The sequence below is a fragment of the Streptomyces sp. CG4 genome (genome assembly GCF_041080655.1).
Classification (GTDB): domain Bacteria; phylum Actinomycetota; class Actinomycetes; order Streptomycetales; family Streptomycetaceae; genus Streptomyces.
Map to the genome: position 1 here is coordinate 688,649 of NZ_CP163525.1, position 11,915 is coordinate 700,563.

Here is an 11,915-nt window from a genome sequence, read left to right on the forward strand (position 1 = left end):
GGTCCGGGCCGGATCGAGTTGTTGCCCGAACTGATCGCGGACACCGTTCGTCACCGCGCGTTCGTCGTCACCGACCGGGGACTGCGCGCGGCCGGTGTCGCCGAGCGCGTGCTGAAGAACCTGGACGTGACGGGCGTGGAGTACGCCGTGTACGACGAGGCGGCGCCCAACCCGTCCACCGGGAACGTCGACGCGGGCGCCGCCCGGGCCCGTGCCTTCGGTCCGGCGGTGGTCGTCGCGCTCGGCGGCGGCTCGGTGCTGGACGCCGCGAAGGGGATATCCCTGCCGGTGGGCAATCCGGACGCGGTCGCCGCCGAGGCCGGCCACCTGTGGGAGGGGGCCGACGGGCTGCCGCTGATCGCCGTACCGGCGACCTCCGGGACCGGCGCGGAGAACAACGGCGTCGGTGTCATCGAGGACGCGGCGGCCTGCCGCAAGGTGTACTCGGGCACCCGTCCGTCCAGCCCCGCATCGCCCTGCTCGACCCGGAGCTGACGCTCGGCCTGCCGCCGGCGGCGACGGCCGCGACCGGTATCAACGCGCTCGTGCACGGCATCGAGTCGCTGGCCTCGCGCGGCGCCAACGCGTTCACTGGACATCAAGCGCCCCCTGCACACGCTGGGCGCCGACCGCGCCCTGCTGCCGGCCATCGCGGCGGGCGCGGTCGCGGACGCGGTGACGAAGAACGCGCCACGGCTGCCGGAGGAGCGGGAGGTGCTGGGAAATCCTCACGCAGGTGTACTGAACCGGGGCGCGACGGCGATGTATTGGTCAGCAGCCTTCACTTCACAGGAAGTGTGCGCGAAACAGTCGCCATTTGAATGGTAAGCGATGCCTTTCGGCCATCTGAGCGAAGGTCAGGCAGTCAGTGTCCGGGGCCCCAGCATGGAAGCCGTATCCGGAATGACCGATTCATCATCTTCCCGTGTGACGTGCGTCGTGTCCTGCCGGGGAGCACGCTGTAGGAATGAGACCCCGGCTCTGGGCGGTTTCGCGGCAGCCGTGGCAACCCACGCGCGCTCTGCTGTTGCTCCCCGTCACGCTCATCGTGGTGATCACGGTGGTGGACATGCAGACCCCGTACAGCGTCCACCTCGGTCCGGCCCTGGTGATCGCACCGGCACTCACGCCCTCCATCGCCGGTCCACGGATCACGGCGGCCATCGGGGCGCTCGCCCTGGCCGCCCAGATCCTCATCGGGGTCACCCACGGCGGGCTCGGCACCACGAACCACGTCGTGCAGATCATCACCCTGGCGGTGCTGTCGGTGCTGGTGGTCGTCTACAGCGCCCTGCGCGAGCGCCGACAGGCCCAGCTGGCCCAGGTCCGTACGGTCGCCGAGGCCGCGCAGCACGTGCTGATGTGGCCGCTGCCCGAGCAGATCGGGCCGTTGCGGATCGCCTCGCTGTACCTGGCCGCCGAGGACGAGGCGCAGATCGGCGGCGACCTGTACGCGGCGACCCGGACCGAAGGCGCGGTGCGCGTCCTGATCGGCGACGTGCGCGGCAAGGGCCTGTCCGCCATCGGCGAGGCCGCCCTGCTGCTCGGTGCGTTCCGGGAGAGCGCGCACCGGCACATCCCGCTCGCGGAGCTGGCCGCCCAGCTGGAGCAGAGTGTCAGCCGTTACGCTGCGGACCTGGAGCCGCCGGAGGAGGCGGGCGAGCGGTTCGCCACCGCTCTGCTGGTGGAGATCCCGGACCGGGATCCGGTCACCCTGATGACCAGCTGCGGCCATCCGCCGCCGCTGTTGCTGAGCCCCGGCAACGTCGTCAACGTGCCGAGCCTGCACCCCTCACCACCGCTCGGGGTGCACGCTCCGACCGAGCACACGCTGGACGTGTTCTCCTTCGAGCCCGGGGACACCCTGCTTCTCTACACCGACGGCGTGATGGAGGCCAGGGACGCCCGCGGCCGGTTCTATCCGCTGATCGAGCGGGCGGTGCGCTGGACCGACGACAGCCCCGAGGCGCTGATGCACCATGTGCGGCGCGATCTGCTCTCCCATGCCGGGGGCCGGCTGGGCGACGACGCCGCGCTCATCGCGTTGCACCGTACGGCCGTCGAACGGCGCCGCCACCACGGCCGGGGCGCCGACGCGGACACCGTCCGGCACGGGTGAGGACACGCTCCAGCCCGGCTCAGGGCGACCGACCGCGCGTCGGCCACCCCTGCCCCCCTACGGCGGGCGTGCGTCCCGCCCCGAGTGGGGCGGGGCGGGACGCACGCCCCGGTCAGCGGACCGACTTGAGGTCGGTGATCTTCAGGGTCTTCAGGCTGGACTGCACGTCGATGGCGCTGACCTCGGCGTGCGGTCCGTCGCCCCAGGTGAGCGTGACACGGCTGGTGGCGTGGCCCGCACCGGAGCCGATGTACGTCACCTTCCATTTCACCGGCACGTTCTGCGCGAAGAGGATGCCGTCGGCGTGCTCCTTCTTCTCGAAGGCGGCGACCTTCTCCTGAGCGGCGGCGGAGAGGTAGAAGGCCCGCAGCGCCTTGGCTGCGTCGCCGGCCGACTTGCCGTCGGTCGCCCAGACGGCGTCGATGTAGGCGCCGTAGAAGTCGGCCACATGCTGGGTCGCGTTGCGCGGGTCGCCCTGCGCGGAGGTCACGGCGGCGGCCCGGGCGGTGTGGCTCGCGGCGGTCCCCGCGAGGGCCGGCGTGACGGCGGCCAGGGTGAGTCCGCCGGCGAGGGCCACGGCGGTGATCAGAGTCTTGCGGCTGCGGACGGTCTTACGATTGCGAACGGACATACGTCTCATTCCCCCGGTTTCGTAACGACCAGGCCGATCCCGGCCGTCGACGGACTTTAAGAGCGCATTTCCCTCGCACCGGTTCCGCTTCTCTCCGCATTTTTTTCCACACCATGCGCGGAACATGAGGCAGTCGGAAGGTTGGGCCGAATTCCGGACGGATTCCGGCGCTCTTTCGGTCATTCCGCGTCGGGAGACCCGCTGGGGTGCGGGCCCTCGACAACCAGGGCGTCGGGCACGAGCCGTACGAAAGAGGCGGGGCCGGGGTCCGGGAGGTGGGTCGGACCCCGGCCCCTGGTCTGTGCGGGCCGGGCGGTGTCTGTCAGGGCTTGCGGGCGACCGCGCCGTACATCGCGATGTCCTCGTCGCGGATGCCCTGTTCGCCGGTGCCGTCGGGGTGCCACTTGTGCACCTGGACGATGCCCGGCTCGACCAGCTGAAGGCCCTCGAAGAACGCGTGGGCCTCGTCGAGGGTGCGCAGCCGCATCGGCATGTTGCGGGCCGCGTACTCGCGGGCGACCCGGCCCACCTCGTCGGGCGCGAACTCGGCGGTGCCGATGGACATCGCCAGATGGCTGCCCGACGGCAGCGGCTCCAGCAAGCGGCGGACGACACCCACCGCGTCGTCCGCGTCGAGCATGAAGTGGACGATGGCGATGACCGTGAGGGCCACCGGCTGGTCCAGGTCCAGGGTCTCGCGCAGCTCCGGGGCGTCCAGGATGGCCGCCGGGTCGCGGAAGTCGGCCTCGATGTAGGAGGTGCGGCCCTCGGGCGAGCTGGCCAGCAGGCCCTGGGAGAGGGTGAGGACGATCGGGTCGTTGTCGACGTAGACGACCCGGGACTCGGGGGTCACGGCCTGGGCGATCTCGTGCAGGTTGGGCGAGGTCGGTATGCCGGTGCCGATGTCCAGGAACTGGCGCATGCCGGCTTCCTCGGCGAGCCAGCGCACGGCGCGGTTCATCCAGTCGCGGTTGGCGCGCATGTGGACCGGGAGCGCGGGCCACTCACGGGCCATGGCGTCGCCCGCCTCCTGGTCGGCGGGGTAGTAGTCCTTGCCGCCGAGTATGTAGTCGTAGATGCGGGCTGAGTGGGCGTTCTCGGTGTCGATCCGGTCGGCCGGCCATCCGTTGTCGGGCAACGCCGTGTCTCCCCTTCGGGTCGGGTGCGGGGGCTTGCGTACGGGCAGGTGCGTCACAGCTCCTTGCGGATCGCGCCGAGCAGGGATTCGGTCTTCTTGGCGGGCGCGGCCTGGGCGCCGAGCCGGTCCAGCGCCTCCCGGTACACCACGACGTCGTCGGCCTTGTCGAGGTAGACGGCACCGACCAGGCCGTTGAGGTAGACGATGTCGGGCAGTTCGCGGGCCCGGAACCGGAAGAGGTGGTAGGCGCCCGCCCGCAGCGCCGGGTGCGGGCCGTGGGCGAACGGCATGAGCTGCAGGGTGACGTGCGGCAGCCGGTTGACCTCGATCAGGTGGTCGATCTGCGCCCGCATCACCTCGGGTCCGCCGACCGGCCAGCGCAGCGCGGTCTCGTCCATCAGCACCCACAGCCGGGGCGGCGCCTCGCGGGCCAGCAGCTCCTGGCGGCGCATGCGCAGCGCGACCCGGCGTTCGGTGGCCTCGGCGGCGGCGTGCGGACTCTCGGCGCCGAGCAGGGCGCGCGCATAGTCCTCGGTCTGCAACAGGCCGTGCACGAACTGGTTCTCGTAGGCGCGGATCTGCAACGCGGCCTGTTCCAGGCTGAGGTAGGCGGCGAACCAGTCGGGCATCACATCGCGGTAGGTGTGCCACCAGCCCCGCTTGTTGGCCTCGCGCACGGACTGCAGGAAGGTGTCGATCTCGTCCTGGTCGCTGACGCCGTAGACCTGGAGCAGCTTCTCGGCGTCCGCGAGCCGCAGCCGGGCCACTTTGGCGGCCTCCATGCGGCGGATCGTGGAGTGGCTGACGCCGATGGCGGCGCCCGCCTCGTCGTAGCTGAGGCCGGCGCGGGTACGCAGCTCCTCCAGTTGCCGGCCGAGGATCATACGCAGGACGGAGGGGGCGCCGCCCCAGTCGGTCTCCGCGGTCATGCCCACACCCCCTCACCGGGTCACCCGGGGACGGTCGACACCGTCGCCCACGATCGCTTCCCGACCCATTCGATCACGTTTTGGCCGAAGCAGCATGCACTTGGCCACTTGCAAATTTCAACTTGCCGGTTGCGGAGCGTTGTCGGCGGATGCCACAGTGGACTTGCTGCTCCGGCCGACCAAGGAGCAGGCGGCGCGGCCGGGTTGGGGGAGACCGGGTCGCCACTACGGCCTCGTGGGAGGCGGAGTGTCGTCTGCTGCGCGAGCGGTCGGCCCGGACCGACACCCCCCACGTGAGGCCGTACGAAAGGCGCACGGCGATGGCTCCGCCCTCCCTCCCGCGACCGCTCCGTCGATCACCCGAGGAACCACCCCTCACTGCCGGCCCGTTGCGCCTGCCCGCAGTACCCCGCCAGCACCGCTTCACGGACGACGGCCCGGACCGGGCACCGGAGTCCGTGACATACCGAGCACCGGAGTCCGTGACACACCCAGCACCCGACTCCGAGATGCACCGAGCACCGGGCTTCATGACAGGCCGGACACCGGATTTCGTGACACTCCGTCAACAGGGTGCCGCCGAGCCGGACCGGCCGCGCCAGGCTCTCGATGGCGCGGGTCGGACTCGCCCCGTGCCGGACAGCGCGGAGCGTCCAGCGCAGCGGCCGCCGGTGCCGGCCGGCGTCCTCAGACCACCCGGAGGCGAGCACCTCGGTCGACTCCCTGGGCCCGTCGGCCCCGACCGGCTCGCCTCCGGGGCCCCGCTGCCCGACGCCGCCTTCGACCTGCCGGCCCAGCCGACGGCCGTCGGCACGGCCCGCCGTGTCGTACGGGAACTGCTGACCGCCTGGGAGGTACCGGAAGGTGCCCTGGACAACGCGGTCCTGGTCACCTCGGAACTGGTCACCAACGCCCTCGTGCACACGGCCGGTGACCGGATCGTCTGCCGGCTGCACGACACGGCGGACGGGATACGGATCGAGGTCGAGGACCGGGACGGCGGCCCCGCACAGCCGACGGTCCGCCGCCCCGGCCCCGACGACCAGCACGGACGCGGACTGTTCCTGGTCGCCGCGCTGAGCCTCGACTGGGGTGTGACGCCGATACCCGGCCAAGCCGCCCGAGTCGTCTGGGCGGAGCTGTCGACCGACCCCGACGGAAACTGCCGTCCGGGCGCACCGACGCCCTGTCCGGGCACACCGCCCCGGTCATCCGGGCACTGCTGAAGCTGTCCTCCAGCCATCGCTGACACCACGTCCGCCGACCCGACCGCATCGCCCGCGGACCATCCCCCACTCGTCCGAAGGAATCCCATGCACCACACGGCACCCGTGCCCACCCCGGCCGCCGATCCCTCCTGGACCCGCACCCGCCCCAAGCCCGGCTCCCAGGAACAGGCGGGCTGACCCCGGGCACCCGTCACGGCACCTCCCCATGGCCTGCGCCCTCGGAACACGCCGAGCGGGGTGGGGTGGGGTGGGGGGCGGTTTCCGGACGGGGGGCGGCGCACATCTGGTGGGAAGGGAAGGGCGGTGACACGGTTCGGTCTCCGTGCTCGGTCCGCTCCTGACCTGATTGCCGCGCCGCCCCTACCCCCCACGCATCCCCCCACGCCAAGGCCCCTCCCGCGGCCTCACCCTCATCGCACCACCCCTCGCCCCTGCACCCACCTCGGCCCAGAACCACCGCCACCCACCCCCATCCACCTCACACCCGCCCCGCCTCCGCCCCACCACGCCGCCACACCCCCACCCCCACCTCGGCCGAAAGCCACCACCGCCCACACCCCCCACTCCCCCGCACCCGACGTCCTCCCCCTCATTCGGCCTCACCCTCACCGCACCACCCCCGCACCCCCGTCCCCACCCCGGCCCAAAACCACCGTCATCCAGGCCCCATCCGCCCCGACCCCCGGTAGATTCGCCGCCGGTGCGGGCCGTCCGCATCAGGCGGGGATCGGGGGTCGTGCCGGCTCCGGGTCCGTCGCGTGGTCGTGGCGTCGGGGGTGTGCAGGGTGGTGGTCTGGTCGGTGATCTGCCGGAGGCGGGCCGCGTCCGGGCTTCCCGTGCCCGGGCGGTGCCGGCCCGAGGCCGGTCGGCATGTCCTGGCCACCGAACGGCTGTTGCTGTTCACGCCCCGCACCCGGCTGGACGTGGCGGCGGCGCTCGCCGCCTGCGCCGATGCCGAGGCCCAGCGCTGGCTCGGCAGTCAGGCGGACGAGGCCCTGCCCGATCCCGGCGCCCGCAGGGCACTGCTCGCCTGGCGGCCGGCCGGTGACGACGGCCGCCGGATGCCCCGGAAGCTGGCCCAGCCGTACGCGCCCGGCCCGGACGACCCGCTGCTGCTCGTCTGTGTGCGCCGCTCCGACCTCGGCTATGCCGGCGCCCTCGAACTGGAGCACCGTACTGGCGAGATGGGCGGCTGGCTGGCCCCGGCCTGCCGCGGTCAGGGCCTGGGCGCGGAGCTGTTCCGCGCGGGCGCGACGCTCGCGCACACCCACGCCGGGCTGGCCACGGTCCGGGCCGGTGCGGAGCCCGGGAACACCGCGAGCCGCCGAGCCCTGGCCCACGCCGGCTTCGTACCGGACAAGGGGCCGCCCCGGCACACCCTGCCCGACGGCCGGGTGGTCGAGGCCGTCTGGCACCGCCACGACAGCGCGGCCGCCTCCCGCTGCCGCTGACCCGCCGCTCCGGCGCCGGACCGACGCCGCGAGCCACCCCCCACCCACCAACCCTCACGGAGAGCCGACGTGACAGACACCGGATCCAGCACAGACGCCGGATTCAGCCCGGAGCGGATCGACACCGGCAAGCCGCACTCCGCCCGGATGTACGACTGGTTCCTGGACGGCAAGGACCACTACGCCGTCGACGCCGAGGCCGCGGGCAAGGTGCTGGAGCTCTTCCCGGGCGTCAAGGACGCGGCCTGGGCCAACCGCGAGTTCATGCACCGGGCCGCCCGCCACGTCGCCCGCCAGGGTGTCGACCAGTTCCTGGACGTGGGCACCGGCATCCCCACCGAGCCGAATCTGCACCAGGTCGTGCAGGCGGTCGTCCCGAGTGCCCGGGTGGTGTACGCCGACAACGACCCGATCGTGCTGCGGCACGCCGAAGCCCTGCTGCACGGCACGCCCGAGGGCCGTACCACCTATCTGCACACCGACGTCCGCGAGCCGGAGCGCATCGTGGAGTACGCCCGCGAGCATCTGGACCTCACCCGGCCCGTCGGCCTGTCGCTGATCGCGCTGCTGCCGTTCGTCACCGACGAGCAGGACCCGTACGGCGTCGTCCGCACGCTGCTGGACGCCCTGCCCTCCGGCAGCCACCTGACGCTGTCCCACGGCAGCGCCGAGTTCGACCCGGCGATCCGGGAGCGGATCGAGGCGGTCTACCGTGCCGGCGGCACCCCGGTCCAGGCGCGCTCGCACGCCGAGGTGACCCGGTTCTTCGACGGCCTGGAGCTGTGCGATCCGGGTGTCGTACCGGCCACGAGCTGGCACCCGGAGCCGGGGATGCGGGTCCGGGAGGAGCAGCCGGTGTACGTCGGGGTGGCCCGAAAGCCCTGAACAGGGCGGGCAGGCATGAAGACCGTCGGCGGCGCCGCGCCGCCACCTCACCCGGGCGGCGGCCGAACGGGTGCGCTGAGGCCCACCGACCGAGCGGCCGGCCCGCGGGCGAGTGCTCAGTTCCCGACGCGCGTGTGGGTGTCCAACGCCTCGGCGGCGGTGCGCAGTTGGCGCGCCGCCGTGGTGCATGCGGCGGCCTGCCGCTCCAGCGCGGGCAGGCTCCACTCGGGGGCTGCCGGGCAGCCGCTGAGCGTGGCCGCGGTGGCGAGCAGCCGGCGGGCATAGCCGTCCATGAGGTCGGCGTCGGCCCGCAAGGTGTCGACGTGCGCGAGGAGTTCGTCGGCCGAGGCCGTGATCGCTCGGGGGGACTCGGTCACCATGGCGGCTTCCCTTCGACAGAAGCAGGGGTACAGGGGCGGGGGTGCACGAGCGGGGGACGTCAGCGCGGCAGGACGGCGCCGGCGCTGCGGTGGGCCAGGAACTGGGGGCAGGCCACGACGAACAGGGGCCGGGCCGTGTCGAGGCCGAGCCGGCGCAGCTGTCCGGCGAGGGGTTCGGCCGCCGCGGTGTCCAGCCGCAGCCGGACGCCGGTGCCGGGGTGCAGCCGCGGCCTGCCGTGGGTCCGGACGAGGGTGCGTACGGTGCTCTCGCCCCGGCGGCCGTAGCGGACCCGATCGGCTTGCGGACAGCGGACGCCGGGTCCGATCCGGCCCTCGACGGTGAGCCCGAGGTCCCGGGAGCGGACGTCGATCTTCCGGCCCGTCAGGTCGGCCTCGGCGGTCGTCCGCTGCGCGGGCTGGCCCCAGATCTCCCGGGCGACCACTCGGGCCTCCTCGCTGGTCACGGCGAGGGAGAGGACGTATCGGCCGGTGCGGCGCAGGTCGGGGCGGCGCAGCAGGTCCGCTGCGATGTCGTACGGGCGGGGCCGCCACAGGTCGTCGACCAGGACGGACAGGGCGATCTCGGCGTACGGGCCGATCGTGCTGCAGCGGTGCTCGTGGAGCGACAGCACGGCGAACGCCCGCCGGCCCAGTCGGCTCGGAGCCAGCCACGGGACGTCCGGGAGCAGGGCGCGCGCCGTGTCGGCGGCGACGGGGTAGCAGAGGTGGGCGGCGGAGGAGTCGTAGTAGCGCACCGGCACGTCGACCGGGCCGGCCGTGGTCGGGACCGAGCCGGTCGGCAGGGTGAGGAACGGGTGGCCCTCGGGCGGGTGGGCGCGGTCCTTGAGCCGGTAAGCCCGGGTGCGCACTATCGGGCCCCGGTACGGTGTGAGCGCCTCGTCGACGGCCTCGCGGGCTTCGGGAACGACCGTGCGCAGGTGCTCGATGTACTCGCGGAGCATGTGGCACAGCGGGAACTCGCGGGTGGGCCCGGCGTAGTCGACCTCGTAGCGGTTCGGGCGGGGGGCGGACCTGGCGTGCGGGTCGTGCTGCGCGTGCGGGTCGGACTGCCCCGCTGGGACGGACTTCGCGTGTGGGTCGTACGCGGAGCTCGCGTCCCGGCCGTCCTGGACGGGCATGATGTCGTGCTGGTTGGTGATGCCGGCGGCCCAGGTGCGCGGATCGGCGGGGCGGCGGTCGCCGACCGGGCAGCCGACGGAGACGACGTGCGTGACCCGGTAGGTGTCGCAGAACTCCTCGTCCTGGGCGAGGTTCAGCATCGCGAGCCCGCCCTCGCCGTGCCCGATCAGCGCGAGGTCGGCGCCGCGCGGGATGCCGTAGTCCGCCAGGGCGAGCAGGACGGAGCGGATGTAGGGCGAGTCGGTCGTGAACGGGGTGCGCCAGGCTCCGGCGGCGTCCTGCGGGGAGTCGTTGCGGGGGTGACCCGGTGCCAGGCCGGGCGCCTGGACGACATAGCGGACGACGCCGTCGGGGCCGCGTACGTTCTGCACGAGGATCCGCCCGCCGGTGGACAGCGCCTCGATGTTGCGCAGGAAGCCGAGGAAGGATCCCTCGGTCGCGATGAACTGTCGCTCCTGGTCGGCGAGTTCGACGGCCTCGGCCGCGCCCTCGCCGGCCCGGCCGGTCTCGTCGTTCTTGGGGTCCTCGTCCAACAGGGTGCGAACGGCGGGGAGTTCGGCCAGCAGTGGGGCCAGCCCGGACAGGGCGCGCTGGGCTTCCCGGTCGCGGAACAGGGCGCGCAGGGACCGTACGGCCGCCGGGTCGCGGTCGGCGGTGACGGCCTGCGCCAGCCGGCGCATGCCCGGGTCGCGTGCGAACTCGGGGTGCTCGGCCAGCACGGCGGCGATCCTGAGACGCAGCGAGGTCACCGCGACCAGCGCGGCGAGGCTCTCCCGGCCCAGCACCGCACCGGCCGCGCCGAGCACCTGGCCCATACCCTGCCGCGTGGTGTTCCCCGCGCCGCCCAGGCCCCGCTGGTGCATCACGGCGCGCAGCAGTGCCCACCGGGCGACCAGGCCGGTCCGGGGACGGCGGCGCGCGGCGGCGGTGAGCGGTGGCGCGAACAGCGCCGTACTGGTGCGCGCGGACACCGCGCGGATGCCCTCGGCGACGTCCACCACGTCCCCCGCGCACCGGCGCAGCAGTCCTCTGGCGTCCTGACTGTCCGGCGTGGACCGGCCGGGTGCGTGGCCGTCCGCTCGCATCCGACGCTCCCTCGCTCGACGACGTACGACGGCATGCCACGGCTGCCTGCGGCCGTGACAGGTGCCGGGCTGCGGCCGCGCCGTCGGGACGCGACCCGGTCCCATCGTCGGCCAGGGGCTCCGGGCCCGCACCTTCATCCCTCCGGGCAGCGGACGCCCATCGAGCCGTGCCGCCGGCGCCCCGGGCACGGGGCTGCCGCGCGATCGCCGCATACGGCCCCCTGCCCTCGGTCCCCCGTCTGGCGGAGGGTCGTGCGCGGTGGCGAAGAGAGCCGACAGAGTGGTCCGCGGGCGGGCCTCCCGGCCGACCCGGGTGCTCGGGCCCCGGCGCAGGCCCGGGTGCTCAGGCACCGGCGGCGGCCCGGGTGCTCAGGTCCGGCGTCGGCCCGGCTGCTCAGGCGCCCGGCATCAGACCCGCGGCGACCGTCGCCCCGAGCTCCCAGCACGCCTCCGTGTCGGCTTTGGCGAGCTCACCGGTGACGGTCACCGCGTCGGCGGCGCGCCGCCAGCCGAGGCCGGTGGTGACGGCCTCGATGGCGCGGACGGCACCGGTGACGTCGTTCCCGCCGTGCACGTAGTAGCCGAACGGCCGGCCCCGGGTCTCGTCCAGGCAGGGGTAGTAGATCTGGTCGAAGAAATGCTTCAGCGCGCCGGACATGTAGCCGAGGTTCGCCGGTGTGCCGAGCAGATAGCCGTCGGCTTCCAGGACGTCGGTGGCGGTCGCGGACAGGGCCGCGCGGCGCACGACGCGGACGCCCTCGATCTCCGGCGTGGTGGCGCCGGAGACGACGGCCTCGAACAGCGCCCGGCAGTTGGGCGACGGGGTGTGATGGACGATCAGCAAGGTAGGCACACCCCGCACCCTGCCGTGCGGCCGCGGCGGCCCGCAAACGGCGGGCGTGGCAGTCGGCGCGGCGGGGTAGACGCT

At 73.4% G+C, this 11,915-nt stretch carries 10 protein-coding genes and 1 pseudogene; 5 read left to right on the forward strand and 6 right to left on the reverse strand.

Features of this window, described 5'->3' with window-relative positions:
- Positions 1-21 precede the first annotated feature (21 nt).
- Positions 22-821: pseudogene (locus AB5L52_RS03160) on the forward strand (iron-containing alcohol dehydrogenase).
- A 146-nt stretch (positions 822-967) separates the two neighbouring features.
- On the forward strand, positions 968-2,119 hold the full coding sequence (locus AB5L52_RS03165) for a PP2C family protein-serine/threonine phosphatase (RefSeq protein ID WP_351031998.1): 1,152 nt from the start codon (positions 968-970) through the stop codon (positions 2,117-2,119).
- Between the two features lie 112 nt (positions 2,120-2,231).
- Here AB5L52_RS03165 and AB5L52_RS03170 read toward each other — a convergent pair whose 3' ends face one another.
- The 3 genes from AB5L52_RS03170 to AB5L52_RS03180 form a co-directional block, all read right to left on the reverse strand.
- Positions 2,232-2,750: a hypothetical protein gene (locus AB5L52_RS03170; protein ID WP_369362550.1), complete on the reverse strand. Its 519-nt coding sequence runs from the start codon at positions 2,748-2,750 to the stop codon at positions 2,232-2,234.
- 322 nt (positions 2,751-3,072) lie between these two features.
- On the reverse strand, positions 3,073-3,888 hold the full coding sequence (locus AB5L52_RS03175) for an SAM-dependent methyltransferase (protein WP_351032326.1): 816 nt from the start codon (positions 3,886-3,888) through the stop codon (positions 3,073-3,075).
- 53 nt (positions 3,889-3,941) lie between these two features.
- Entirely contained in the window at positions 3,942-4,817 is an 876-nt protein-coding gene (locus AB5L52_RS03180) for a helix-turn-helix transcriptional regulator (RefSeq protein ID WP_351032329.1), read from the reverse strand.
- A gap of 632 nt (positions 4,818-5,449) precedes the next feature.
- Here AB5L52_RS03180 and AB5L52_RS03185 point away from each other — a divergent pair.
- The 3 genes from AB5L52_RS03185 (at position 5,450) to AB5L52_RS03195 (ending at position 8,382) form a co-directional block, all read left to right on the forward strand.
- Entirely contained in the window at positions 5,450-6,043 is a 594-nt protein-coding gene (locus AB5L52_RS03185) for an ATP-binding protein (RefSeq protein ID WP_369362551.1), read from the forward strand.
- Positions 6,044-6,831: 788 nt separating this feature from the next.
- A complete protein-coding gene (locus AB5L52_RS03190; RefSeq protein WP_369362553.1) occupies positions 6,832-7,497 on the forward strand; it encodes a GNAT family N-acetyltransferase in 666 nt (221 codons plus the stop codon).
- Positions 7,498-7,566: 69 nt separating this feature from the next.
- Positions 7,567-8,382, forward strand: a complete 816-nt coding sequence (locus tag AB5L52_RS03195) for an SAM-dependent methyltransferase (RefSeq protein WP_369362554.1) — start codon at positions 7,567-7,569, stop codon at positions 8,380-8,382.
- 116 nt (positions 8,383-8,498) lie between these two features.
- Here AB5L52_RS03195 and AB5L52_RS03200 read toward each other — a convergent pair whose 3' ends face one another.
- From AB5L52_RS03200 to AB5L52_RS03210, 3 genes are all read right to left on the reverse strand, one after another.
- The gene (locus AB5L52_RS03200) at positions 8,499-8,762 is read right to left on the reverse strand and encodes a hypothetical protein (RefSeq protein WP_351032338.1); all 264 of its coding nucleotides are present in this window, start codon (positions 8,760-8,762) and stop codon (positions 8,499-8,501) included.
- A 59-nt stretch (positions 8,763-8,821) separates the two neighbouring features.
- Positions 8,822-10,987 (reverse strand): acetoacetate decarboxylase family protein, encoded by a 2,166-nt coding sequence (locus tag AB5L52_RS03205; RefSeq protein ID WP_369362556.1) that lies wholly within the window; start codon positions 10,985-10,987, stop codon positions 8,822-8,824.
- A 394-nt stretch (positions 10,988-11,381) separates the two neighbouring features.
- On the reverse strand, positions 11,382-11,840 hold the full coding sequence (locus AB5L52_RS03210; RefSeq protein WP_369362557.1) for a flavodoxin family protein: 459 nt from the start codon (positions 11,838-11,840) through the stop codon (positions 11,382-11,384).
- Between the last annotated feature and the right edge of the window lie 75 nt (positions 11,841-11,915).

Coding starts and splice junctions, on each gene's coding strand:
- AB5L52_RS03165 (WP_351031998.1), top strand. CDS start 968: ATGAGACCCCGGCTCTGGGCGGTTTCGCGGCAGCCGTGGCAACCCACG.
- AB5L52_RS03170 (WP_369362550.1), bottom strand. CDS start 2,750: ATGTCCGTTCGCAATCGTAAGACCGTCCGCAGCCGCAAGACTCTGATC.
- AB5L52_RS03180 (WP_351032329.1), bottom strand. CDS start 4,817: ATGACCGCGGAGACCGACTGGGGCGGCGCCCCCTCCGTCCTGCGTATG.
- AB5L52_RS03200 (WP_351032338.1), bottom strand. CDS start 8,762: ATGGTGACCGAGTCCCCCCGAGCGATCACGGCCTCGGCCGACGAACTC.
- AB5L52_RS03205 (WP_369362556.1), bottom strand. CDS start 10,987: ATGCGAGCGGACGGCCACGCACCCGGCCGGTCCACGCCGGACAGTCAG.